The sequence below is a fragment of the Nocardia fodinahabitans genome (assembly GCF_052983615.1).
Map to the genome: position 1 here is coordinate 1,399,309 of NZ_JBRJJC010000001.1, position 24,826 is coordinate 1,424,134.

The window sequence follows — 24,826 nt, forward strand, 5'->3', positions numbered from 1 at the left end:
CTCAATGACTCGATTCGGATCGTCGGCACCACTGATCGACGATCTCCGCTACTGGATCTCCAGCACGGGCACGTAGCCGCAGCCCGAGCAACACCGTTGCGGGCAACGCGTCCCCGGAGGCGCCGGCGACAGCATCCAAATCGGCGAAGGCGCCACGAACCTCGGCACTGACCTCGGGATCGACCGCCGCCTGCCCGATGGCCGCCATCAACAGCAGATCGAGGTCGATGATCTCCTCGGAGATCACCGCCGTGCGCAAGACCTCGAGCGGCTCGTCGGCGGCGGCCAGTGCGCGAAGGTTCCGCGCCCGCACATGCCGCAGCGCCCGCAGATACAACCCCCGCTTGCTGCCGAAGGTTCGATACAGGCTGTGCCGGTGTACGCCGAGCTCACCGACGAGATCGTCGACCGACACCGCGTCGAACCCGCTGCGCGCGAACAGCTTCGCCGCCGCCTCGACGGCCGCGTCTTCGTCAAATGTCCTCGGTCGCGCCATATCCCGACGTTAACCGATTGGGAACGGTTGGTCAAGAATGATCATTCCCAAATGCGCCGACAAACTGGCCAGCCCTCGCGCTGCTCATGCTGCCGATCCTGGGTGCTCGTACGGCCCCAGCATTGCTGGATCGCCCTCGATCAGCTCGTGTAGACCAGGTGGGCGACGCGTTCGGCGAGCATGATCGTGGTGAGGTTGGTGACGCTGGAGGGGGCGTACGGGAGGATCGATGCGTCCACGACGCGCAGGGCGGCGAATCCGTGTACGGCTCCGCGGGAGTCGACGACGGCCTGGGGCGAGTCGGCGGAACCCATGGGGGCGGTGGAGGTGGGGTGACCGTAGACGGCGAGGTTGGATTCGATCACCTGCATCAGTTGTGCGGCGTCGTCGGGGAGTTCGTGCGGGATCAGAAGGCCGGCGAGCGATGGGGTCAGTGCCGGGTGACGAGCCAGATCGCGGGCGAGTTGTACACCTTCGAGCATGCGCCGACGGTCGAGGTCGCCGTCGGCGGCCTCGCTGGAGGCGGTCCACAGCAGCGCGCCGAGGGCCGGGGACGTCTGCGTTCGGCCGGGGGCGAGCGTGTAGATCGTGTGGAAGAAGGGGTGGTCTTGCAGGTGTTGTCCGACGGGTAGGTCGGCGCGGGGCTCGATGCCGAGGGAGGTCAGGTCGCCGGCGGGGCCGATGCCGGAGCGCAGCAGGATCGCGGCGCTGCCATAGGTCCCGGCAGCAAGGACGACGTCGTCGGCGTGGTGCACGGTGCCGTCGGCGGTGACCACTCCGGTCGCATTCGTCTCGCGGAACAGGACCCGGTCGACGGTGACGCCGCCGTGCACAATGAGATTCGGGCGAGCGCGCACCTCTGCGGTCAGGTACACCAATGCCGTGTTCTGCCGGACACCGTCGACGACGTTGACGGCGAAGGCTCCGACACCGTCCTGTTCGGAGCCGTTGAAGTCGGCTATCCGCTTGTGTCCGCGGGCAACCGCGGCGTCGATGAAGGCACTGTGCGCGGGGGTCAGGTCGGAGTCGGCCAGTTGGCGCACGGGCATCGGCCCACTCCGCCCATGGAACTCGTCGTGGCCGGTGGGGGTGTTTTCCAGAGCGCGGAAATACGGCAGGACGTCGGCGAAGGTCCAGTCGTCGAGCCCTTGCTCGGCCCAGCGGGCGAAGTCGCGGGCGCGGGCGCGGTGGGCGGCGCCGACGTTGACGGCGGAACTCCCGCCGATCACCTTGCCGCGCAGCGCGGCGATCTCGGGGCTCAGTCGCCCACCACGTGAGGCGTAGCCCCAGTCGTGATCGAGATCGGCGATGCGGTTGGCGTCGAGCAGAGCGGCGGGGAACCGGGTGGGGCCGTAGTCGGGCCCGGCCTCGAGCAGCACGACGCGGCGGGCGGGGTTCTCACTCAGGCGTGCGGCGAGTACCGCGCCGGCCGACCCGCCGCCGACGATCAGGACATCGGCCGGTTCAACAGAATTGGACATAACAGGGCCCTTTCGCTCTCGATGGGGGCAGCGTCGGCGATGCCGAGCCGATCCGGGAAGCCGGCCACCGGCGTCTGGCCGAAAAGTTCCACCGGGCAGTGCCGACTGACGGATCCGCTCCATGACCGGCCCCCGCTGGGCTCCGCCTGTCCCCCCAGCAGTGAATATCAGCCACCGGAGCCGCGCTCGATGGAACGAATCAGCCAATACCGCGCGACGTGCGGTGGCAGCGCCTCCGTGGCACATACATTCGCGAAATGCCCATCTCCATCGCCGACAAAGTTCTTCGACTCTCCATGACCACGTACCCTTTCATCAACGAGTCGCAGTTCTTCCCCGCCCTCTCGACATACACAGTCGACAGAGTCTTCGACCTCACCGAATTCGAGGAGGCGCTGACGCACTTCTTCCGGGGGAATCCACTCTTCGCCAAATGCGAGCTGATCGAGCTGACTTTCGATTCTCCCGAGGATTTCCCACTGTCATCCTTTCAAGGACTCCTCTCGGAAAGATATGAAAGTTTCTCCGACAGCTTTCTGGTCGCTTCCGTCACCTATCGCTCCGAGCCACACACACAGGGCATCTTCACGTGCGTACCATTTCCATTGCAAGACGGCTACAAATGTTTCCGCTTTCATCAGGCGCTGATGAAGACCCTGAAAACCGGGCAGGACGAATTCCTGATCGCCCGCGGCCTCGCCGAACTGGGGATCCGACCCGATGAGCTGGCAGAATTCCTGCCGCCCGTGGAAACGTCGCGCTCCGACGGCGTCAGCGAACTACCCGTCGGGTTCGCCGAAAGCTATGGACCTGCTGTCCGACGTCAACTCGCATGATGAATTCATCGAGGCCGGCCAGGCCAGGATCGGCAAGATGATCGCCACGCCCAATGTCTTCTGCGTCAACAACTACGGCAACGTGTCCGCACATGACGGCTCAGATATCAACGCGAGTCACGGCACACTCACGAAGTATCAGTGGCATATGCCCATGCTCGTGTTGGGAATCGCCGCGGGCGAGCGGTCCGGCCTCTCTTTCACCATCACCATTCGCGACAAGGCGTTCAACTTCCGGACGGTCCCGCCGACCTCCCGTCACGATGCCGCCGATGGGTCGGTGGGCGCGCAGCGAGCGTGAATATCCACCACCACGATGGTCGCCGGTGGAATGAGTCCGTCAATCCTGCGTCACCGCCGGCACCGGGGATCACCGACCGCCTCTACTTGCAGACGTAGCTGCACGTACCTCCACGAGAAATGGAATCATCTGTGAGCAACACTCGTACCCTCGTCATCGTCGCGCACCCGAACCTCGCGGAGTCCCGCGCCAACGCGACCCGGCTCGCCGAGATCGAGGATCTGGGCAACGTCACCGTCCACGATCTCTACCAGACCTACCCCGATCTCGACATCGACGTCGCGCGCGAGCAGCAGTTGCTGCGCGACCACGACACCGTGGTTCTGCAGTTCCCGCTGTACTGGTACAGCGTGACCCCGGCACTCAAGGCCTGGTTCGATGCGGTGCTGACCCATGGTTTCGCCTTCAGCTTCGACGGGTCCGCCACCGCGCTGGCCGGTAAGAAGGCGTGGCTGGCGGTCTCGGTCGGCAGCACTCTGGAGACCTACACTCCGGAAGGGCTCGCCCGACGCAGCCTCGACGAGTACCTCGCCCCGGTCGTTCAAACGCTGGAGTTCTGCCACTTCGACTATCAGGGTGTGCATGCCGTCTACAGCCTGATCTTCACCCCGTCGGACGAGGACCTCATCCTCGATGCCAAGGAATACTGCAAGCTGATCGCGACCAACACGACACCGGTCGGCTGATATCGGTGGCGGTTCGATTACCCAGGTCGCCCACGACCTGGGTAATCACCGGGGGCTGTCGCGCAGATACGGACTGCAGGCTTTCAGGGTCTTCTGCACAGGACTTGTCTCGAGCATGCGAATGGAGTCCAGCGCACTGAGACCGTGGGCCAAATAGTCGTGCAGTTCCGTGGGAGTCCTGCACAAGACGAGGGCCACCAGGTTGGTCTGGCCGGTGGTAGAGGCAAGGAAGGCCAGTTCCCTGTGCTGGATCAGGCTTCTGGCCACCTGGTCCAGGTGCGCGGGGGCGACCGACATCCAGAGCAAGGCCTGGGTGGTGATGCCGTACACCTCCGCACCGATCTCGACGTCGAAGGTGAGCATGCCGCCCGCCTGCAGCGCAGCGAGTCGACGCGTAATGGTCGAGGAGGACAGGCCGGTCTCGGCGGCGAGGTCGGTGTAGCTGATCCGGCCGTTGCGCTGCAATGCGGCCAGCAGCTGCCGATCCGCCGGGGTCAGGGAGGTGATGGTCTCGGGTTCGTCAGCGCCTCCCGACGAATCGAATGCTTGGCGGAGTTGCTCCTGTTGCCCGTCGGTGAGCGCGGTCGTGTGCCCGTGCCATGCGGTGGGACCGCCCAGATAGGTGTGTAGCAGGCGGTGCGCCGACACCTCGGTAATGCTGGCCGCGCGCGGGATCTCGTGGAGCAGCAGCGAATGGTGCGCCGCGGAGTTCGTGACCGTGACGAAGCAGATCTCGTTTCCCCCGGACATGCGCCGTATCCAGATGGTGTCGTCACGCCGAGCCAGGCTGTGCGCTACCTGTTCAGCGGTGTTCGGACTGGCAGTGAGTCGCAGGATCCACTTCTCGCCTGACGATCGCGTCGGGTTCACCACCCCGACGACGCGAAGCGCCATCTCACTGCTCAGCCGCCGGTAGCGACGGGCGACTGTCTGCGTGGAGACATCGAGAACGTCGGCGATCCGGCTGAACGGCGCCCGACCGTCGATGCGCAGCGCATGAATAAGGCAGTGGTCCAATTCATCGATGGTGGAGACCACCGTCCCCGGAAGATCGTTCGCCGGTCGCTTCGGGCCAGGGACGCTCAGCACGATGCGCCACACCCCCCAGCCTGACGATGGGCCACCCTCGTGCGCGGCCGATTTTGCCTGATTAGATCACGGCCCGAAGCGGTCGGTCAAAGACGGCGCACCGAACAACTCGTCGAGGCCATCGCTGTCCGCGGCGAGTTCCCGCGCGTACAGGCGAACCAGGACCGGCAGCACGAAACAGCCTGATCCGCGGTCGATCACGAGGTTCGCCCGCACCAGTTCGGCCAGGAATCTGCCCACCAGCGCCGGGGGCTGGCCGGCCAGACCGGCGGCCGACTGCACGGTGATGACCGGATCGGCACAAGCCAGCAGCCGGAACGGGACTGCCCCGGCGCGATCGGCCTGCCGCCGATTGTGCTGTTCGGGGTGATCGTGTGGCCCGAGCCGATCCCGCCCGAGCGCACGGTGGAGGCGGAGAAGGAACACCATCACGGTTACCGCCGACCGCCGCGGGGTGATCGGCCGACCCGATTCTGACCGGACGAATACGCGTCCTGACCGCCGATAAGGCCCGCATCCCGGCAGGCGTCCGGTGGTCAGCCGGATGGCGTGACCGGCGGCCTGCGTGATCAATCACCCTTCAAACCAAGTTGCACTTGTAAGTGAAAGCGTATTACGCTTGGTGTAGTACAAGCGGGAGGTCCGAGACGATGAACGCGGTAGTCGAAAGCGGCGTCGGGAAGACGACGCTCACGGTGACATCCGATCAGGTGTCGCAGGCCGGGGCATTCGACCCGACGGCCCTGCGGTCGGTGGCGCCAGAGGAACTGGCCGAGATACTCGCCGAGGTGGTGCGAATCGTCGCCGCCGGCGGCACGGTGACGGTCGGGGCGATGCCCGACGAGCTGACCACGTCCTCGGCGGCGGATCTGCTCGGCATCTCCCGCCCGACGCTGATGAAACTAGTCCGGGAAAGTCAGATCGCTGCGCACAAGGTCGGAACCCACACCCGACTCAACACGACTGACGTTCTTGCCTACCGGGATCGGCTGCGCCAGCGGCAACGCGCGGCATTGCAGGAACTTCGTGACTTCGAAGAGACGGAGGGTCTCGACTACTGACGGTCCGAGACCAGCGGTCGGCACTGGCACCTATTGTCACTCAGGTGAGTTCACGAGTTCCCCACGTGCTACCGGACGCGAACGTGCTGTATTCGCGGACGCTGCGAGACTGGATTTGCCTGCTGGCCAACAGGTCCGGTCCACCGCTGTTCCATCTGCGCTGGACCGAGGACATCCTGGCGGAGCTGGTCTATCACCTACGCAAGAACCACCCGCACTTCTCCGATCCTCAGATCGGAGGAGTGCGGGACCGCATCATCGCCGTTGCCGAGCATGGCCGGATCCGTGGATACGAGATCGACCCCGACCTCACATACACCGACAAGTACGACGCGCACCTGCACGCCGCCGCCGGACACGGCAGGGTCGAGTACGTCATCACCGCCGACCGCAGATTCCACGACTTCGCCGTCGCCAACGACGATGACCTCGGCTACGAGGTCTACACCCCGGACGGCTTTTTGATGCTCGTCCACCGGGACTCGATCGCCACGGTCCGCGAAGTACTGCTCGACCAGATCGCGTACCACTGTCGAGGAGGCAGGCAGTTCAACCTCGCCGCCGGTCTCGAGACCGCAGGCTCGCCCGAGTTCGCCGCCGCGATCCGCAAGATGATGCAGACGCCAGCCGTCGCTCGCGCCATCGCAGACGCATCCGCGAGCAGGTGAAGCGGCGTACATCCCGTTGACGCGGTGCGAGTCCGACGATCGTGACCTTCGCACGTTGTGCTTCAACACCAAATCGAAGGCACGGCAGTTGAACCTGGAGGCTGCCAAGGTCTATCCGGCGGGTTGGCTCGTCAGCACCAGAAGTACATCCAAGACCTGCGGGACAAGGACATCGAGGTGGTGTTTGTGCACCTGAACGCCAACCAACTCTCGGATCCGGCAGCGGTGCCGAATCCTCGGCAACTGGCGCAAGATGCCTACGACTGGGTGGTGGCCGAATTCGAGCGGCGCCGCACGCTGCTGGTGGACGAGCTACGCGAGCTCCCGTACCAGCAGCTCACTGCCCTGCCGGTCGCGACAATCCAGCCCAAGCGGTACCCTCATCCCGGCCCCGACTCCGTAGCAGGCACGGTTTCGGTCGCCTACGGCGACAGGCATTGTCGATTGTCGGAGTCCTGTTCAGCGTTGACCTGCGGATTCCGTTGCAGCTGAACGTGACTGGTGATCATCGGCGTGTCCCGTACTCGTCGGCAGTACCGTGCATTCAGCTCGTACTCGTCTTCAGCACGGGGGTTGCGGGATGGCCGATTCAGCGTTGCCCGAGCGTGGTGTTCTGACCGCCGACGAAGCACGGTGGCAGGTCGCGGTGGCCCGCGCGAAGGTCATCGGCCCTCTCGCGCAGTCGGACCGGGTGAGCGTCGCGGCCGCCGACCAGGCCGCCGAGGAGCTCGGAGTCACTCAACGCCAGGTGTATGCGCTGGTCCGGCGCTGGCGTGCGGGCGACGGGGTCGCGTCGGACCTGTTGCCGCGCCGTTCATCCGGCGGCCGTGGTGGCGCCAGGCTGCCTGATGAGGTCGAACAGATCATCCGCAAGGCCCTGCGCACCCGGTACCTGACCAGGCAGAGACGGTCGTTGACCGTGATCTGCCGCGAGATCGCCCGGGAATGCCGGATCGCCGGGCTCACGCCGCCGGCTCGGTCGGCGGTCACGCGCCGAATCCGGCGTCTGGACCCGGTCAAGGCCACCAGCGCACTCCAGGGCACCGACGCGGCCCGCGGACGGCGGGCGGCCGGCGGGTCCACCCCGGCGGTGGAGGGGTTGTTGGAGCGGGTCCAGATCGACCACACCCCAGCGGATGTGATGGTGGTCGATGACTTTCACCGGCTGCCGATCGGGCGCCCGTATGTGACCGCGGCGATCGACGAGCCCACTCGGTGCGTGCCGGGGCTGGTGATCACCCTGGACGCGCCGTCAGCGACCTCGGTCGGACTGTGTCTGGCACACGATGACGATGGTCCACGAGCTGCCCGGCACCACCTTCTCCAACACCACCCACCGCGGCACCTACGACAGTGACGCGAAAGCCGTTCTCACACTCGGCGAGTTGCAACGGTGGATGGCCCTAGCAGTGGCCTGCTACCACCGCCGACCACACGAAGGCCTGGGTGGACGCACCCCGGCCGGGGTGTGGGCCGAGCGCGTGGCCGCCGGGGGCGCCCCGGCGACGGTGACCAACGAGACCGCCTTCCTCGTCGACTTCCTGCCGGTGATCCGGCGCACCCTGTCGCGTACCGGGTTCACTGTCGACCACGTGCAGTGTGCAGTACTACGCCGACGTGCTGCGCCCATTGATCGCGCGCCGCGAACATCAGGACCGATTCGTGCTGCGCCGCGATCCCCGCGACATCTCCCGGATCTGGGCGCTGCACCCCGAGACCGGCGAGTACCTGGAGGTGCCGTACCGCACGTGGTCGCGCCCGGCGATCAGCGTGTGGGAACACAGTGCCGCAGTGGCCCGCCTGCGCGAGCAGGGCCGCGCCGAGATCGACGAGAACGCCCTGTTCTCCATGGTGGAGCAGATGCGGGAGATCACCGACACCGCTGTCGCGACCAGCCGCAAGGCCCGACGCACCACCGCCCGCCACACCACGGTCCGGGCCCGCCGGCCCACCGAGCCCGAACCACCACCGACCCCGCCCGCGGCCGCCGCGGCGACGGTTCGGCCGTTCGAGGTGATCGAGCAATGGTGATCGGCGAACCGGTAGACCTGTCGCACCTGCATCCCTCGGCGCACCGGATCGCGCTGCTTCCGGCCGCTGAGCGGGTGCGCCACGTGCGTGCGGATCGCTGGATCGGCTACACCCGCGCCACCGAGGCCCTGGCTCGTCTCGAGTTGCTGCTGACGATGCCGTCCAAGCAACGGATGCCGAACCTGCTGCTGATCGGGCCAACCAATAACGGCAAGTCGATGATCATCGAGAAGTTCCGCCGCGATCACCCGCCGATCTCGCACACCGACCGTGAGGAGATCCCCGTGCTGGCGGTGCAGATGCCCTCGGAGCCCAGTGTGCTGCGCTTCTATGTGGCACTGCTGGCGGCGTTGGGGGCGCCGGTGCGGGCCCGCGCGCGGCGGCTTGCCGATGTCGAGGAGCTGGTGGTGCGGTTGTGCCGGGCATGTGGCGTGCGGATGCTGGTGATCGACGAGCTGCACAACATCCTCGGCGGGCGCAGCAACAGCCAGCGCGAATTCCTCAACCTGCTGCGGTTTCTGGGCAACAGCCTGCGCATCCCGCTGGTCGGGGTCGGGATCCGGGATGCCTACCTCGCGATCCGCTCCGACGACCAGCTCGAGAACCGGTTCGCGCCGTTGGCGCTGCCGCGCTGGGAAGTCGGGGAGGAAGCGGCCGCACTGCTGGCCAGCTTCGCAGCGGCGTTGCCGCTGCGGCGCCCCTCGTCGATCGCCGACCAGGAGATGGTCAGCTACCTGCTGACCCGCTGCGAGGGCACGATCGGGGAACTGTCGACACTGCTCGCCGACGCCGCGGTCGCGGCGATCGAGACCGGTGAGGAGACGATCAACCAGCGCACCCTGCTGCTGGCCGGATACGCGGGTCCGACCGAACGCCGGCGAAGCTTCGAACGCGAACTCACATGAGCACGCCGACGCGGTGGCCGCTGCACCCGCCCCCGGGCGAGCTCGAGTCGCTGTCGTCGTGGGTGGGGCGGCTGGCCGAGATGTACAGGATGCCGGCGGCCGAGCTGGTCGGCCCGAATCTCGGTGTGCTCACCCAGATCCCGGACCGGCTCGACGAACACGCACCACCGGAGCTGCTGGCGGCGTTGGCCGCCGCGACCACGGTTCCGGTCGCGAGGTTGACGGCGATGACCTTTCCCGGGTGGGTGCCGTGGCTGTTCGACAGCTACCCGATGCCCGCCCACGAGGGCGAGGACACCTTCTACAGCTACGTGCGTGGGGATTCGGTGCTGCTGGCCCCGGGTGAGGCCCGGCGGTACAAGCTGGCCCGGTGGCGGGTGTGGCGCGGGCCGTGGATTCCCGAGACACCGTTGGATCGGTCGTGCCCGTTGTGCACGGCAGGCCCCCAACCGCAACGGTGCTGGGTGTGGTCGCTGCCGCTGACCACCGGCTGCACCATCCACCGGCGCCGGTTGCTCTACCGCGCCGAGTTGCTCACCGCCGAGCTGGCCGGGGCCGATGTCGCCGGTACCCCGGTCGCCGAACCTGTTGCCACCCTGGAGAACTACACCCACCAAGCCCTGACCACCGGCAAGGTCGGGTTGCCCGGCCGCCGCGTGCACGCCGGAGTGTGGTTCCGGCTGCTGCGCACCCTGCTCGACGAGCTCAGCCTGCCCACATCCGGCCTGAGCGTCGGGTCCGCCCGCGCCCTCACCCAGGTATGGCAGACCGCCGGGCTGACCCCACGCGCCGGGCTCCGCATCTGGACGCCCTACGAACAACTGCCCTGGCCGCGTCAGGAGGACCTGCTCACCGCGGCCGCCGTCGCGATGGACCTCGCCGCCGGGCGCCGCCTTCGGCCGCGCGGCACCCTCGCGCCGGCCCTGTCCCTTCCGGGCGTCGAACCGGTCTACCCCGGCGACGACCCTCGCCGCGCACACGACGGCTCGGCCGCCCGGATCCTCGATCCTCGCGGCCTGGACCGCCGCGCCGATTACAGCGCGCTGTTCGACGAACTCGCCCGCACGGTGCGCACCGATCCCGATACCGCCCGCCGGGTACTGACCTTTCTCGTCGAAGCCGATCCGAGCCCGGCCAACCTCGACCGCGAGCGCGACATCCTGATCCGCGACACCGGCATGCCACCGGAGTTCGTGCGGACCCGGGCCGAAACCGAAGCGCTGCTGGGGTTATACGGATACGACCTCGGTGAGGTCGCTCGCGTACTCACCGAGTTCACCGCCGCGTCCCCGGCGCGCGGAATCGGCGGGCTGGCCGCGGAGCTGTTCGTTCTCGACGACCTCGCCCACCTGCGCGCCCGCTTGGATCGGTGAACGGTGCGCCGACGACGCCGAACCCCAGGTGTTTCATAGGTGATCACTCATGAAACACCGTCGACCTCCATCGGTATCCAGCGCGTTCAATGTTTCATAGGTTGGTGCAAATAGGCTACTTATTGAAACGCACCTATGAAACACTGGGTGGGTGAGCGACGACGACTTCCTCCGCGCGGAGGCCCACGACTGCCCGATGTCGAGTTGCGCCGCCCCGGCAGGGTCGCCGTGCCGGACCGGCAAGGGCAAAGTCGCGATCCAGTACCACACCGCCCGCTTTCGTCTCGTGCCCTCGCTCGCGAAGGCTCTCAACGTGACGACTCCGGCGTTGCGCAAGCCCGGATCGGTGTGGATCGAGTTGCCGCGTCCGCCCGCGACCGCCGCCGAGTCGAGCGCGCACGTACGCATCGGCTATGCGCGCGCCTCCACTGTGCGCCAGTCCCTCGACACCCAGCTCGATTCCCTGCGCGCCACCGGCATCGGACGGATCTTTTCCGAGAAGATCTCCACCCGCGCCCTGGCCCGTCCCGAACTCGACAAGGCTGTCGCTCTGGCCCGCGAGATCCGCGCCTCCGGTGCCGCGGTCACTCTGGTCGTGCACGAACACAAACGACTCGGCCGCGGAATCGAACTCGCTGCCCTGGCCGAACAGCTCAAGGCCGCCGACATCGGCTTGGAATTTCTCACCGGTGAACTGCAGGGTTCCCACGATCCGTCCGGGGTGGTGTTCACCGTGCTGGCCGCACTGTCGGGGATGGAACGGGAATACATCCGCGACCGCACCCTCGAAGGTCACGAATCCGCCCGCGCGCGCGGCAAGACCATCGGTGGCGCCTCTGTGGCCGACGACGACATGCTCTCCATGGCGCTGCATCTGCGCGAGAGCAACCACAGCCTGCGCGACATCGCCGCCCGCCTGGTCATCACCAAGGGAAAGAAAAAAGGCCAGCACCCCTCACCAGCCACCGTCATGCGGCTACTGCGCGAGCACGATCGGTCCAACGAGCCGATAGGTTGACCTCCGAGTTCCGGCGTGCGCGCGGCGCTCTGGCCACCGTGACGATGCGGCCGTCCGCGCAGCCCGGTATTCACCGCGCTTGCTCGGCCGGACCTGCCAGTGCCGGAACGGTATGGCCGCTGCCGCCTGAAAGATGCCTGAGCTTCAAAGGATTCACGGGTATCGGCGGTGAGCCCGCGATACCTGCTGCCGCCGCCGCTGCTGTGCGGACACGTCGCAGACAGAGCTCTGGGTGGCGGGTGGGTCTCAGCTACTGAGCTTCAGGACGACGGAGAAGGTAAGCGCGTAAAACGCGTCGATGGGATCGGCGCTCTTGGATGCGCGAGCGCGAAGCAGCGCGCCTTCCCACGCGTTGAGCAAAAACCCCGCGGTGGTTGGGGCATCGAGGTCGGCCGGGATCTCGCCCTCTTCGCATGCGGCCTCGAGGACGTGGCTGATCACCGCGACCCATGCGGCGAACGCCTGCTCAAGGGCGGCTCGGATGGTCTCGCTGTGGTCGGCGACCTCATTGGAGAGATTGCCGAGCAAACACCCGCGGGTCATGCCCGAATCTTCGAAGTTTCTTCTGAGCGCGTCGAAATGCGCGCGCACGCGGGCCACGGGGGACGCAATCGTCGGATCGAACAGCACCTGCACGGGACTGTCGGCGACGTACTGGTGGATCGCCGCGACCGCGAGCGCCTCTTTCGAGGCGTAGTGGTTGTAGAACGACCCCTTCGGCACTTGGGCGGTCGTGGTGATGTCCTGCACGGCAGTGCCGTGGTAGCCGTGCCCGTGGAACCGGTCCAGTCCGGCGATCAGCAATTGCTGGGGAATGTTTCGCTGCACCATGTCCTACCTCGCAGATGACCGGTCGTCTTGACGTAGCTTACCGCTCTCTGTTTACTGATTCAAGATGACCGGTCATCTCAGGAGAGGATCACCATGCCGAATACCGAGGGCCCTTTAGCGAGGCCTGTCACTCTGCCCAACGGGACGGTTCTGGCGAACCGGATCGTGAAGGCCGCGATGTCGGAGTGCCTGGGCGATTTCGGTCTCTCGCCGACCCGTAGGCATGTCACGCTGTACCGGCGATGGGCCCAGTCGGGCGCGGCGGTCCTGCTGACCGGCAACATCATGATCGATCGCACCGCGATCGGCGAGGTTGGCAACGTGGTTGTCGACGACGAACGCGATATCGATCTGCTCAGGGAATGGGCTGGGGCGGCCAAAGCGGGTGGGGCGCAGATCTGGGCGCAGATCAATCATCCGGGCAGGCAGATACCGGCGACGTTGAACTCGAGTCCGGTCGCGCCGTCGGCGGTGCGGCTCACCGGCAGTGCCGGGGCCTACCGCACGCCCCGGGAATTGGCCGACAGCGAGATCGTGGCTTTGGTCGCCAAATTCGCCGAGACGGCACGAATCCTGGTCGCGGCCGGGTTCGACGGTATCGAGATCCATGCCGCTCACGGCTATCTGATCAGCCAGTTCCTGTCTCCGGTGACCAATGTTCGCACTGACCGGTGGGGTGGCAACTCGGGGAACCGGCGTCGGTTCCTGCTCGAGGTCGTTCGCGCGGTTCGTGCGGTCATCGGAACGGCCGTCCCGCTGGCGGTGAAACTCAATTCCGCCGATTTCCAGCGCGGCGGGTTCGACGAGGACGATTCGGCGTCGGTGGCGCGCGCGCTCGACGCGGAGTCGATCGATCTGCTGGAGATTTCCGGCGGAACGTACGAATCGGTGGCGTTCATGGGTGGCGACGCGACGAAGGCCAGCACGCGCGGCCGTGAAGCGTACTTCCTCGGGTTCGCCGAGAAGATCCGTGCGAGCGTTTCCATACCTTTGCTGCTCACCGGCGGTTTCCGTACCGCAGAAGGTGCGGGTACGGCCGTGGCGTCCGGCGCTGTCGACCTGGTTGGAATTGCCCGCCCGATGGCCCTCCAGCCCAGCTACCCACGACACCTGCTGGCCGGTATCGACCCGCAAACTTCTGCCCGGCAACGCAATACCGGGATCAAGCGCATCGACGGCCTGGGCAACATCGTGTGGCACACCACTCAGCTGTGGCGCCTCGGCGACGGAAAGGACCCCGCGCCCGAGCGCAGCCCGTACCTCACCATGGCGCATTACCTGTCCCGCACGGTGCCCTACACCCTGTACCGACTCACCCACTGATCCCGAGGACGCCCCATGGCCAGGTTTTCCCTCGACCCCGTCACCGACGAGACATTCTTCGACGCCGCCACGCACACGATCCGCTACGACATAGATCTCGATGTCGACGCCGACCTGGTCTGGCGGGGCTTGGTTGCCGACAAACCTCTTGCCTGGTGCCGGACGCTCGACGGCGAATACACCAGTGCCCGCCCCTTCGGCATCGGGACAACCCGTCGGGTGAAGGTCGCCGCGGCGCTGGTTCTGCACGAGCGCTTCTTCCTCTGGGACGAAGCCGCCCGCCGTCACGCCTTCTTCGTCGAAGCGGCGAACCTTCCGGTCTTCCGCAGCTTCGCCGAGGACTACAGCGTGGTCTCCACCCCGAACGGATGCCGCTTCACCTGGAGATTTGCCTTCGAGCCGCGCCCCCGCATGCGGCTGCCCCTCGCGGTGAGCCAACCGCTCAACCGCAAAGTCCTGTTCGACGGCTTCATCCGAGACACCACTCGCCGTTTCGCGCGATGACGTCGACAACTCAGCCGCCGGCAATACCTCTCACCCCCGACACTGTCGTCAGCCGTGCAAAGGAGCACTCACCCATGACCCCGAAGTCTGCCCGCGGCGACCAGCCGGTGCCCGTTGTCTACGATCCCGACCGCCGACTCGGCTGGTTCAAGGACATGGTCTCGCGGATCGCCCCGCATCTGTTCGGCGTCGTGCCACCGGACTTTCCCACCGACACCGCACTACCGACGTTCACCCCACCGTCGAAGAGCCGCTTCGGACAAGGCGTCGCCCACTACGGGATCATGATCCCCGACCTGCCGGCACCGCACCATTTCATGGCCAACATGACCATGGTGGGTTACACGGGCTTTCGGGCCTGGGACGCGGACTTCGCCCGCCAGGGTCGCGCGCGCGACACCGCCACCGTCGGCCACGGTACGGCAGCGACCACCCACGACCCGTTCACCGCGCACGGCGCTCACGACAGCGCGTTCGCCCCCGACGGGTCATCGCTGCGCTTCGGGCCCGACTACACCATCTCCGGCACTTACCCCGATTTCCGGCTCCGCAGCATGCGTCCCGGTTTCGAGACCGACCTCGAGATCACCGCGACCGGGGATGTCACCTGGTTCACCAAGCGGCCGTACTACACCCATGTCGGGCTGTTGAGCCGCTACCGCGGAACCATCACCCACGGGGGCGAGCCAACCGTGGTCACCGGCCTGTGCTCGGTCGAATACGGGAAGGGGCACACCCCGACGATGATCCTCGACCGACCGGTGCCCGCGAAGTTGAAGGCTCCGTTCGACTTCTTCACCTACCACGTCCTCAATCTGGATGCCGATTCCCAGCTGTTGCTCGTGGGCACGGGGATGGGAGACACCCCGCTGGTCATGCTGGCCTTCGAGCGCACTGTCGGTGGCGGGTCCTGGCGCTTGGGCACCTCGGTTCGCTTCGAGGTCATCGAGTTCCAGAACAAGCCCTTCGTCGGACCCGACGGTGAATCGATGGCCATGCCCGCGTCGTTCCGATGGACGATCCGCGACGGCAATCAGACACTAACCACGCTCGACGGGACCGTCGACACACAGTGGCTCTACGCCGGAGTCAACATCGTTGCCGGATATACCTACACCGCCCGGCACAAGGGCCGCCAGATCGGCGGACGCGGATACGTCGAATACTCCGATCGCCGCCCCTGACAGCGACGCTGATTGTCGGTGTTTGGCAAGCGGATCCGTCTCCGGTCACCCGTCGGTGACGGGTCCGCGAAGCGAGCACGCCGCATCCCGTGCATCCATCTCCGCAGCTGAAGAGCACTTCGGGCATCGCTGAACGCAACTTCGAACATCGACAGCATTGCCGGACTCGCAGGCGCAGATGTTCGGAAACCCGTTCGGAAACAGGCAGTCTCATTCCGGGTTGCCGAACGCGTTTCCCGAACGGGCAGCGTTCGGTGTGCTCGCCGGCGGCGATGCCGTGCAGGACCTTCACCGAGATGCCCTGGGTGATCTACTCACCGTGCAGTAAACCGACCGGCTCGGCCGCAACCTGCTCGAGGGCCTGATCGTGCTCAACGACCTGTTCCAGCAGCCCACCTCTACCTGGCCCGTCGCGCCGAAGGACAATCGCTGCGAGAGATCGCCCGCGGCATCGAGGTCGGTGTTGCGGTGGTTCACAGTGTGGTGAAAGCCGCGGCAGAGCGCCTGATCACGGCGCATCCATGCCGTTGACGGTCGGCACAGGTGATGCGCGACCCGGGCACGGGCAACTCAGCCCAGCAGATGCTGGATCAACTCGAATCCCGGTTTCCTGTCACGACCTGGTGATCTCGATCTCGCCTTGGTCGCTGACGATCTCAACGCGCACCTTGACCGTATGCAGGTAATCCCATGTATCGCAATCGAACTGGTTGCCAACGACGACCTGAACAGAACCGGGACAGGTCACCCGGCCCACCGGCTTGTCCCGCACACCCTGCAACCGGGTTGCCACCTGCTGCTCCAACGCCGCCTGGTCCAGCACCCTCGGTGCTGCGGCAGGGTCGAGATCGGCGCCAGCCACCTTTACCGTCACCACCACCGCGCACACGGCGACCACGACCGACGAGACGGCCGTGACGATCCGGGCAACACTCTGTTGATCAGCCACGCGATATTCCTATCCGCCATCTATCCCGCTGACAAGAGCTGAGACGCTGCCATCAGCACCGGACAGCTATGGCCGCTCATGCGCACTGTCCGAGCCAGCGGTCCTGATGACCGCCCCGCCACCACCGAATAACCTGGTCATGCAGAGCACCTGTGGTCGTGCACCGTGCCTTTGCGCCCACCACGTGTACCCCACGAACCACGGCCGTTCCATTTGACCAACCACCGATTTGGCCCGCTAATCGGCGGCCGGAGGACTGATCGGAGTAGGCCGCGCTTCACCGCTTCGGCTCGGTACTTCGCAGCCTCTTCGCGACATTGCGCAGCCGCTTCAGGTTCGCCGTCACGGGGATTGGGTATCCGAGCAGCAGGAGAACTGGGACGCAACCACGTGGGCGGCGCGCTCGGATCGCACGTTCGCCGACGTGGCCGACCTGGCTCGAGGTCCGGGAGGCCGACGACGCCGTACGCGCGAAGTTCGCCCACGCGGTCACGATGCGGTGGGTATCCACGACCCCGCCGCGCACCTCGAGCCGCCGTCGCAAAAGGTGGTAGTCGCCGCCAAGGAAGACGACGTGTGGCCGGAGCAGATGACCACGTTTCTGGATTCCGTGGCCGATCATCGCCTTACCGGGTGCTGCGCCCTGACGCTGATCGGCCTGCGGCGCGAGGAAGTAGGCGGACTGCGCTGGCCGGATATCGACCTGACAGGCGGGACGCCGCGCATCGTCCAGGCGCGCGTGGACGTGAACGGTATCGACGTGATCGACGATCCGAAGAACGCCCGCAGCGTTCGCGAGTTGCCCATTCCCCCGGGCGAACTGGCGTTGCTCGAGACGGTGCACACGACCCACAAGCGTGAGCGCTTGGCGGTGGGTCGGCCGCTTGTCGCCGATTATCTGAACCGCGGCACAGCTCCGTGTCACGAATGCGCGCGGCGGGAGTACCGGCCGACGTGGTGGCGGCGTGGCACGGGCATTCGGAACGCATGACGCAGGCCGTCTACGGGCGTGTCACCGGCGACCGGCTGACCGCCGCGTCGGCGCTGCTCTCGAAAGCTGTGGAACAGAGTTGGGACATGTCGGCGGCGGAGGACATCGCCTAGGACATGAAGAGACCCCCTCCGACGAAGGTCGGAGGGGGTCTCTCGGAAGTGGAGCTAAGGGGACTCGAACCCCTGACCCCCACATAGAGCGTCATGAGCCCACCGGCCCCGACGGGGTTGGTGTGCGGAGCCCGACCCCACCGACGATCAGTCCAGCGCGGCGGCCGCCGCGACCGGGCAAAAGGTCGCTGAAATCGCGAAACATGCTCGGCTGCAACAGAATTTCGGCGCCTTGATCGGAACCTTCTTCCGTGGCGAAAGCCGCACCGCACCCATCCGCGGGTTACCCCGAGTCCAGCGGCAGGTACTCGGCCCGCGCTGATCGGTGGTCAGAACGTCAAATACCCCAACGGACGACAGGAAGCCGCCCGGTTCACCTTGCCGAGATGGTCAGGAGCATGGGAAAAGGGCTGACCAGCACAAAGATGAAACCTGCCGACAGCGCGGCCTTCAGTTCTCGAACAATCTTCTCTCGGCAAAGCCTGACACTGATGCCACCTCTACGACGAAAGCGGGGGGTTACCGGTGGGCCCGCTCAAGTCTTGCACCTGCCGACTTCTTCCCGACACGGCGCACAGCCGACGCTGCGGCGATCAGAGCCGGGAAACCGCTCGACACGGCCTTTAGCACGGATCGTTGTCGCCACGACTCTGCGGCCAACTCAACAGCGCGGCCAGCGCCTTGGCTTGGACTGCAGCGATACGTTCACTTCCGCACCACCGACGTACCGAACGTTCAAGGACACCGTGCTCCCACAGCACACCCGTCGCGTGCACCACGCGACCCATCCGCCAATCGCTCCGTTCAACGCCGCCGACGCCACGGTCGTCGACCTGGCAGTGGCGACATAGGCCGACACGCCCCGGCCGACGAACCGTCGTCCCCGGACAACCCGCGCACCCTGATGCGAGCGCCTCCGCTGGGGCGGCGGCCAGCGCCGCTCAAGGCCGTCCAAGAGATCCGGAGTGCCGAGAACCACGACGGCGAACATCTGCCACAGCAGCAGGCCGAAGCGCGGCACCCGGTGTTGGCATAGATTGCCTCACAATGATCTTCGCCCCGGCGGCCTGCTGGTTGAACTGCTGCGATCATTCACTACTGCGCACTACTCTGGTTGAGCGAGGACAGCCATCGGCCGGATTCCCGGGGGGTTCAATGGGCATCAGGTCACCACGCGCGGGCGATGTGACAGCAACGGTGATGATCACGGTCAAGACCTACCCGAATCCCAGCGACACCTACGGCGAGACCGTCTGTGTCGCAGGGGTACGGCTCGATCGCGGACGGCCGGAGTGGATCCGGCTGTATCCGGTCAAGTTTCGCAACGAGGACTTCGACAAGCGGTTCAGGAAGTACGAAATCCTACGTGTGAACGGAACATACGAGACGAGGAACGACAATCGGCCCGAATCGTTCCGTCCACGGCAGGACGAGTTGGAGCACGTCGACCAGCTAGATTCGCGGGGCAACTGGCAGAAACGACGGATGAACCTCGACGGCCTTGTCGGTGCCACCACGATGTGCGAGCTCCTCGAAGCCAACCCTGCGGGCGGCATGGGCACCCCCTCACCGTCGCTCGGACTGATCAAACCCACCAACGTTAAGGTGAGCGTAGTCGCCGGGGACCCGTGGAGCGCAGCGGAACAGGCCAAGGTCGAAGCAGCATCCGCGCCGGACCTGTTCGGTACTTCACTCAAACCGCTGGAACCGGCTCCCTACGCTGTGCGCTACAACTACCACTGCCAGGCACCGACCTGCCGAGGCCATGATCAAAAAGTGCTCGACTGGGAAACCGGGCAGGCTGGCCGGCGGTGGCTCCGAGACAACGGCGACCGCCGGGCGCGAGAAATGCTGATCGCGAAATGGGGTGACGAGATGCTATCCCCCGCCCGCGACGTCCACTTCTACGTCGGCAATCAGAACATGCGCCGCCGATCGTTCTCCGTCCTGGGCGTCTGGTATCCGAAGACCGAGCTTGCGTTGTTCTAGACGTGCACCACCGCAGCGTTGGGCCGGGCCTCCAGGAGCCGATGCACGACGATCTCTCGATGGCACTCGGCGTGATCGTGTTCGAAGCACAGCAATGCCACCACCCCACCGTCGAGAAGCTCCGACACATGAGCGAGCGCGTTGGTCGCGGCGGCGGTATCGAGCACATCACGGTACCGGGCACGCGACTCCGGCTCACCGGCACGGAATCCCTCCCGGTTGCTCTTCGGATTGCCGAGTGCACGATGGTGAACGTAAGCGATGCCCACGGCGGCAAGCGCCTCAGCCAACCTCGTCTTCGACAATCCCGGCTTACGACTCAGCGGAGTCAGACGCACATCCACGAGTACCTGCACATCCTGTGCGATGAGCTGGGCCACAAGATCCGCAGCGGTCTTGCCCTCGTAGCCGACGCTGACCAGTGTTCCTCCGGCGGCATCGTGCTCGTCGGCGATATCAGAGGCTCCCATAGCTACATATCGTGCACCAAACACCGCAACACCGCGTCGCGGGACCCGCGAAACGCCGCGACCCATCGAGCACTTCTCGACCGCCGCCCACTCATCCGAGCACGATCACTACTAGACGAGGTGCTGCTGGTGAGGCAGAACATTGTGTCACCACATCGTGCAGCAGCCCCCGTCCTGAAGCAGGGCACAACCCACCCCGCCCGACGCGGGTCCAGCTACTCGACTAGGACCCACCGGTCGAAGCCTGCCACCGACGCGCGCCGATCCCGTCGGCGTTCGCCGCCGCACGGTCGCCTGACGGCCAGATCGGGTAGACATCCGTAATGAGCAGACGTTCTCCGGTCGTCCAGGTTTACGTCGAACCAACGACGTAAACCCTCGCACCTATCTGGTTGGCCCGGTGATAGCAGTGAACGAGTCGACCGCTCAACGTCGGTTGTTGCGCCTCGCGGCTGATTGCCTTTTCCTCTGGGACTTCCGTCGTTCGGCCGACTTATCCTGACTAGCAGCGGGCTTCGGGACGTGGCTGTACCGACGGCGGCCGTCACGCCTCCACTCTGCGAGTATGGAGGGCAGTCTGTCCCGGGTGATCAGCCACGACATCGCGGCGCGTGTGTACTTATCGGGAAAGCCGGTTGCCAACTCGCGAACAGTCCGGTCCTCTAACGCCTGCACGGCAATGGTCGTGTACGGGGAGACGTTGTAGCGTTCAAGACCCTGAACGTGGGTGACCCCCGCACAGAATCCCGCCCCAATGTTCCACGCTGCGCCAGCCATCACACCACCGGAGTCCTCGCCGTCGGGGTCCGTCGGGCTACAAAGCAGGTCGACGAGCTGGTGCTCATGTTCATCGAGGTCCATCGGGCGTTCCGCCGCCAAGGCTGCGGAGTACGCGGCTGCGGCGTCCTCTCTGGTGCGCAAGACATATCGACGTACATAACCGCCCATGTCGAAGTGGAGCACAACATCCGACTGGATGCCGGATGCTTTGCCGTAGACGGCCCTGGTTTCCCGATACCCACTCAGCACCACAAGTTCGGCTCGACGCTCGCCCTTACGCCCTTCACCTCGACTCAGCCGGGCATACGGCGAAGAGACGAAGGGACAGATCTGCGCTGCGTACAAACCGCATATCTCGTGTACAGGAGCTTCAGATGTGGTGACGTCCTCATCCGTCTCCTCGAACATCACCTGCCAACGCAGCTCGTCATGGAAGGGAAGCGCACAGACTGCACAGAGATCAAATGTTGCCAAGGCGATCTTGCGTCTTTCGGAAACAGCGCCGAAGTCTGGTGGCGGCTCCTGTCCAATCGTCGCGATGATCGGGTACCCACGAACGTCCGCACGAAGGTGGTCGCACCGTGACGGGCGGGGCACGCTAGCGGGCCCTCGATCGACTATGTCAGACATGCTCAACTTCCTACCGTAACGGTCGTGCGCGTCAAGCACTTTCGACATAGGCGTTGAAAGCGAGCTATGACCTGCCATTTTGGCGTATCTACCCGTAACGACCGGACCTTCTCCTGTTGCCCGTGTTTCACCATTTGCCCTGCTGAACCGCGAACCCGTGACGGACAACAGCCGAAACCCCAGCGTCGGCGCGTTGCAGCCACCGTAGCGGATCGCTCGTCGACCGAGCAGTATGTACGGGACGAGGTGAATACTGTTGGGATGCCGATCTTCCCGCCCGTCACGGCGCCTGAGGCTGCCGAGTTGCTGACAGCTCTGAACGAGGAACTGCCGTCGTCGATCGCGGCCACACGTCATGACGCGGCGGTGATGAAGCTTCGGCGCGATGCGGAATCCGGGGTGGTCGGCCAACGTAGGGTGGATCGGTCCGTCCTGTCGCCGTCCCGGCCAGACTGAGCGAGCAGACCGTTCACCGGTCCCGAAAGCCCATCCGGCCGCCCGGCGGTAGCCAACGTCCACTCAACCCATCGCAAGATCCGCTTTCACTACCAACTGGCCAGAGCCTATTGCCAGGTCATCCCCGGTCCATTTTCGATGTGCCCCGCCGAGGGCACAAACCTGCGACACTAATTTCGCAGGTCAACGGCCGTTTCCTCTCGATTCCAACAAAGGTCGCACACGAAAGTCCAGGTCAAGCGCGTTCGTCCCTCTGGAGTGGCAGGGCACAGCGAACATGGGAATGCACGCATCGGTACACGGGATATCAGCGACCGGGCCTCTCACCGGCACCGGTTAGTCCCGGCACCATGTCCTTCGCGGCGCGCAGCGGCCGGTTCCACGGACTTGGCCAGCTGTGCATCATCGGCTCGAGAACACCCCGGCGCCGAAGCACCCGACTCAGTCCACCTCGATGGTGAGCCGATAGAGGTGGTCGACGGCGAAAGGTCTTCGTCCCGTTGCGAACCCGCCGATTGTGATGACCACGACCGGTTGTTCCAGGCCGCGCCCGAGGTCGGGCACAGCGCCCGTGGCCATCTGGCCACCACCGGTTCCGACTCCCCTCCCCGTCCCAAGCCTGGTCGGATCGACATCGATCGTGGCATGTATCGGGGCTGTGACCGGCAGCGCGCCCAGAATCCTCCGTGAGTCCATTCGTCGGCCGCGCGGCGGTGGATTCGGTGCGGGCTGTCTCGGCGGATCGTTCCGGTTTGCGGTGCATGCGGGTCTTTCGGCATCTTTACGGGTAGGTGCGCCGGGAAGCCTGGTCGGCAATCCGGCTCGAAGTCCGTCGAGTCGGATTCGATCGGCGACGGGTGCTCCATCTTGCGACCACAGCTCATCGCTTTCCCCATCACCGGGACGGTTGCTGTACTCGTTCCGCAGGTGCAGCGTCGATGACGCCCGTGCGGCTACCTGATTGTCGGGATTGCCGGACCTGAGAGATTCGACAGGGTCACCCGAGTTGTCTTGCATGTTTCCTCGCCTTCGAAAGTTCGGAGTCGATGACAGCCGGGTCACGATCGAATGGTGAAATCCACAGCTCCATTTTCGCTGAACCATTTCTTAAGAGCTCCTAACAGGTTCGGCTCGGTAGCGGTGAGACACCTTGTGGTGCACGATGTTTCGCTGTGGCAGCACCGTGGATCGTGGAGGACGAGTTGTGGGCGGTTATCGAACCGCTACTACCAGCGAAACCGGCGGGAACACCGGGCCCGGCCCAGCACGATCCGAGGCTGGTGTTCCAGGGAATCTTGTTCGTGCTGTTCACCGGGATCGGGTGGGAAGACCTGCCCCAGGAACTGGGGTTCGGGTCCGGGATGACGTGTTGGCGCAGGTTGCGGGACTGGCAGGCCGCCGGGGTGTTCGAGGCGATGCACCAAGCGGCCCTCGACCGCAGCAACACTGCCGGGTTGATCGACTTCGACCGGGTCATGATCGACGGCTCGCACGTGCGGGCCAAAAGGGGGGCGCAGCGACCGGGCCGAGCCCGGTAGACCGTGCCAAGACCGGCTCCAAACACCACCTGTTGACCTGCGGAAACGGGTTCCCGCTCGTCGTCGAGCTCTCCGCGGCCAACCTCAACGACCACCTGATGCTCGCGCCCGTGCTCGACCGGGTTCGACCCCTCCGCGGACGGCCGGGGTCACCACGGCGCCGGATCAAGACCCTCATCGGCGACAAGGGCTACGACTACCCCAGCGTGTACGCCGAGCTGCGGAAACGCGGGATCACCGGCTACATTCCTCGCCGCGGAACCCGTGACAAGGTCACCGCCGGTCGGTGGATCGTGGAGCAGACCTTCGCCCTGCTCCACCAGTACCGGCGCCTGGCCGTCCGATGGGAACGTCGGACCGACATTCACTACGGATTCCTCAATCTTGGTGCGGCACTGATCTGTTGGCGACGACTCAGCAACCGAACCCGATAGGGGCTCTAAGCTCGAGACCCGCGAGAACCACAGCCGATTTCACTCCGACATCCACTGGACCAATTATGGACCCCGAAGCGCCCGCCACCGAACATCCACCCATTCGTGCGTCCGAAAAGTCTGTCGAAGAAAACTCGCAGCCTCGCAGATCGGCGGATCCGAGATCGGCATCCGCAAAGCTTGCGCTCCGCAAGTCAGCACCAACCAGATTTGCACGCCGGAAGTCCGAATCCTCGAAGACCGCGCCCTGAAGACGGGCATCACAGAAAATACCACCAGATGCCGAACAGCCACGACCTTCGACCTTGCGGAGATCGCTACGACTGAAATCAGCATTACGCAAATCGGCCGAAATCATCCACGCTGTATACAGATCCGCATCGGATACACATGCCGAAGTCAGATCGGCCCCATTCAAGGACGCGCCCTCCAAGAACAAACCCGATACATCAGAGCGGGAAAGGTCCAGACCGTCCCCATTGAAGAGATTGGATGCCGACATCGACATCGACACCGGTGGCAATTGATCCAGGTAGAGCCCCAGAGCCGATTGAGCCGCAGGGTCAGAAGGCCAACGCTTGACATCGCTCCTGGTCCGGCCATAAATCAACTGCCCCATACTACTTTTCCTTCCCACTCGGGATGTTCAGAAACTAGTTGTTCCAATCGCGCACGCCGCGCTGGCGACA

General features: G+C 65.3%; 27 protein-coding genes. 18 read left to right on the forward strand and 9 right to left on the reverse strand.

Annotation, left to right across the window (positions count from 1 at the left end):
- Window position 1: 1 nt before the first annotated feature.
- Window positions 2–496: a TetR/AcrR family transcriptional regulator gene (locus NV348_RS06655; protein ID WP_447146204.1), complete on the reverse strand. Its 495-nt coding sequence runs from the start codon at window positions 494–496 to the stop codon at window positions 2–4.
- A 140-nt stretch (window positions 497–636) separates the two neighbouring features.
- A complete protein-coding gene (locus NV348_RS06660) occupies window positions 637–1,977 on the reverse strand; it encodes a GMC family oxidoreductase (RefSeq protein ID WP_447146205.1) in 1,341 nt (446 codons plus the stop codon).
- A 257-nt stretch (window positions 1,978–2,234) separates the two neighbouring features.
- On the opposite strand from NV348_RS06660, the gene NV348_RS06665 reads away from it, so the two are divergent.
- The 3 genes from NV348_RS06665 to NV348_RS06675 all read left to right on the forward strand — a co-directional run bounded on the left by NV348_RS06665 (window position 2,235) and on the right by NV348_RS06675 (window position 3,800).
- Complete coding sequence (locus NV348_RS06665) at window positions 2,235–2,813, forward strand: hypothetical protein (RefSeq protein WP_447146206.1); 579 nt, start codon at window positions 2,235–2,237, stop codon at window positions 2,811–2,813.
- A complete protein-coding gene (locus NV348_RS06670) occupies window positions 2,782–3,114 on the forward strand; it encodes a hypothetical protein (protein WP_447146207.1) in 333 nt (110 codons plus the stop codon). The genes NV348_RS06665 and NV348_RS06670 overlap by 32 nt, the downstream gene beginning before the upstream one ends.
- Window positions 3,115–3,245: 131 nt before the next feature.
- A complete protein-coding gene (locus tag NV348_RS06675) occupies window positions 3,246–3,800 on the forward strand; it encodes an NAD(P)H-dependent oxidoreductase (RefSeq protein ID WP_447146208.1) in 555 nt (184 codons plus the stop codon).
- A 45-nt stretch (window positions 3,801–3,845) separates the two neighbouring features.
- Here NV348_RS06675 and NV348_RS06680 read toward each other — a convergent pair whose 3' ends face one another.
- Complete coding sequence (locus tag NV348_RS06680; protein ID WP_447146209.1) at window positions 3,846–4,838, reverse strand: Lrp/AsnC family transcriptional regulator; 993 nt, start codon at window positions 4,836–4,838, stop codon at window positions 3,846–3,848.
- A gap of 117 nt (window positions 4,839–4,955) precedes the next feature.
- Window positions 4,956–5,318: a hypothetical protein gene (locus NV348_RS06685; RefSeq protein ID WP_447146210.1), complete on the reverse strand. Its 363-nt coding sequence runs from the start codon at window positions 5,316–5,318 to the stop codon at window positions 4,956–4,958.
- A 221-nt stretch (window positions 5,319–5,539) separates the two neighbouring features.
- Between NV348_RS06685 and NV348_RS06690 the strand changes: the two genes are divergently transcribed.
- From NV348_RS06690 to NV348_RS06725, 8 genes are all read left to right on the forward strand, one after another.
- A complete protein-coding gene (locus NV348_RS06690) occupies window positions 5,540–5,950 on the forward strand; it encodes a helix-turn-helix domain-containing protein (protein ID WP_447146211.1) in 411 nt (136 codons plus the stop codon).
- 65 nt (window positions 5,951–6,015) lie between these two features.
- Complete coding sequence (locus NV348_RS06695) at window positions 6,016–6,618, forward strand: PIN domain-containing protein (protein ID WP_447150961.1); 603 nt, start codon at window positions 6,016–6,018, stop codon at window positions 6,616–6,618.
- A 123-nt stretch (window positions 6,619–6,741) separates the two neighbouring features.
- Window positions 6,742–7,110, forward strand: coding sequence for a hypothetical protein (locus NV348_RS06700; RefSeq protein ID WP_447146212.1), 369 nt, complete (start codon window positions 6,742–6,744; stop codon window positions 7,108–7,110).
- An 88-nt stretch (window positions 7,111–7,198) separates the two neighbouring features.
- Window positions 7,199–7,975, forward strand: a complete 777-nt coding sequence (locus tag NV348_RS06705; protein ID WP_447146213.1) for a TnsB C-terminal domain-containing protein — start codon at window positions 7,199–7,201, stop codon at window positions 7,973–7,975.
- A 242-nt stretch (window positions 7,976–8,217) separates the two neighbouring features.
- Window positions 8,218–8,649: a Mu transposase C-terminal domain-containing protein gene (locus NV348_RS06710; RefSeq protein WP_447146214.1), complete on the forward strand. Its 432-nt coding sequence runs from the start codon at window positions 8,218–8,220 to the stop codon at window positions 8,647–8,649.
- The gene (locus NV348_RS06715; RefSeq protein ID WP_447146215.1) at window positions 8,643–9,554 is read left to right on the forward strand and encodes a TniB family NTP-binding protein; all 912 of its coding nucleotides are present in this window, start codon (window positions 8,643–8,645) and stop codon (window positions 9,552–9,554) included. The genes NV348_RS06710 and NV348_RS06715 overlap by 7 nt, the downstream gene beginning before the upstream one ends.
- On the forward strand, window positions 9,551–10,927 hold the full coding sequence (locus NV348_RS06720; RefSeq protein WP_447146216.1) for a TniQ family protein: 1,377 nt from the start codon (window positions 9,551–9,553) through the stop codon (window positions 10,925–10,927). Before NV348_RS06715 ends, NV348_RS06720 begins: the two co-directional genes overlap by 4 nt.
- Window positions 10,928–11,078: 151 nt before the next feature.
- Window positions 11,079–11,945 (forward strand): recombinase family protein, encoded by an 867-nt coding sequence (locus NV348_RS06725; RefSeq protein ID WP_447146217.1) that lies wholly within the window; start codon window positions 11,079–11,081, stop codon window positions 11,943–11,945.
- A 246-nt stretch (window positions 11,946–12,191) separates the two neighbouring features.
- On the opposite strand, the gene NV348_RS06730 is transcribed toward NV348_RS06725, so the two are convergent.
- Entirely contained in the window at window positions 12,192–12,776 is a 585-nt protein-coding gene (locus tag NV348_RS06730) for a TetR/AcrR family transcriptional regulator (protein ID WP_447146218.1), read from the reverse strand.
- 93 nt (window positions 12,777–12,869) lie between these two features.
- On the opposite strand from NV348_RS06730, the gene NV348_RS06735 reads away from it, so the two are divergent.
- The 3 genes from NV348_RS06735 to NV348_RS06745 all read left to right on the forward strand — a co-directional run bounded on the left by NV348_RS06735 (window position 12,870) and on the right by NV348_RS06745 (window position 15,787).
- Window positions 12,870–14,099 (forward strand): NADH:flavin oxidoreductase/NADH oxidase family protein, encoded by a 1,230-nt coding sequence (locus NV348_RS06735; protein WP_447146219.1) that lies wholly within the window; start codon window positions 12,870–12,872, stop codon window positions 14,097–14,099.
- A 15-nt stretch (window positions 14,100–14,114) separates the two neighbouring features.
- Window positions 14,115–14,603, forward strand: coding sequence for an SRPBCC family protein (locus NV348_RS06740; protein ID WP_447146220.1), 489 nt, complete (start codon window positions 14,115–14,117; stop codon window positions 14,601–14,603).
- A gap of 74 nt (window positions 14,604–14,677) precedes the next feature.
- Window positions 14,678–15,787 carry a DUF6670 family protein gene (locus NV348_RS06745; protein WP_447146221.1) on the forward strand — a complete coding sequence of 370 codons (1,110 nt, stop codon included), beginning with the start codon at window positions 14,678–14,680 and terminating at the stop codon, window positions 15,785–15,787.
- Between the two features lie 613 nt (window positions 15,788–16,400).
- Here NV348_RS06745 and NV348_RS06750 read toward each other — a convergent pair.
- Window positions 16,401–16,736, reverse strand: a complete 336-nt coding sequence (locus NV348_RS06750; protein ID WP_447146222.1) for a DUF4333 domain-containing protein — start codon at window positions 16,734–16,736, stop codon at window positions 16,401–16,403.
- A 499-nt stretch (window positions 16,737–17,235) separates the two neighbouring features.
- Here NV348_RS06750 and NV348_RS06755 point away from each other — a divergent pair, with 499 nt between their 5' ends.
- On the forward strand, window positions 17,236–17,727 hold the full coding sequence (locus NV348_RS06755; protein WP_447146223.1) for a site-specific integrase: 492 nt from the start codon (window positions 17,236–17,238) through the stop codon (window positions 17,725–17,727).
- Between the two features lie 1,313 nt (window positions 17,728–19,040).
- On the forward strand, window positions 19,041–19,829 hold the full coding sequence (locus tag NV348_RS06760; RefSeq protein ID WP_447146224.1) for a DUF8757 domain-containing protein: 789 nt from the start codon (window positions 19,041–19,043) through the stop codon (window positions 19,827–19,829).
- Here NV348_RS06760 and NV348_RS06765 read toward each other — a convergent pair.
- Entirely contained in the window at window positions 19,826–20,323 is a 498-nt protein-coding gene (locus tag NV348_RS06765) for a DUF488 domain-containing protein (protein WP_447146225.1), read from the reverse strand. The two genes, NV348_RS06760 and NV348_RS06765, sit on opposite strands and share 4 nt — an antisense overlap.
- 402 nt (window positions 20,324–20,725) lie before the next feature.
- The gene (locus NV348_RS06770; protein ID WP_447146226.1) at window positions 20,726–21,487 is read right to left on the reverse strand and encodes a hypothetical protein; all 762 of its coding nucleotides are present in this window, start codon (window positions 21,485–21,487) and stop codon (window positions 20,726–20,728) included.
- Between the two features lie 483 nt (window positions 21,488–21,970).
- Between NV348_RS06770 and NV348_RS06775 the strand changes: the two genes are divergently transcribed.
- Together NV348_RS06775 and NV348_RS06780 are read left to right on the forward strand one after the other, a co-directional pair.
- On the forward strand, window positions 21,971–22,165 hold the full coding sequence (locus NV348_RS06775) for a hypothetical protein (protein WP_447146227.1): 195 nt from the start codon (window positions 21,971–21,973) through the stop codon (window positions 22,163–22,165).
- 1,172 nt (window positions 22,166–23,337) lie between these two features.
- Window positions 23,338–24,137 (forward strand): IS5 family transposase gene (locus NV348_RS06780; protein WP_447146228.1). Its coding sequence is split into 2 segments (ribosomal slippage): window positions 23,338–23,668 and window positions 23,668–24,137, totalling 801 coding nucleotides; the frame shifts between segments, so codons are not numbered across the junction.
- Here the strand turns inward: NV348_RS06780 and NV348_RS06785 are convergent.
- Window positions 24,118–24,756 carry a pentapeptide repeat-containing protein gene (locus tag NV348_RS06785; protein ID WP_447146229.1) on the reverse strand — a complete coding sequence of 213 codons (639 nt, stop codon included), beginning with the start codon at window positions 24,754–24,756 and terminating at the stop codon, window positions 24,118–24,120. The genes NV348_RS06780 and NV348_RS06785 overlap by 20 nt on opposite strands.
- Between the last annotated feature and the right edge of the window lie 70 nt (window positions 24,757–24,826).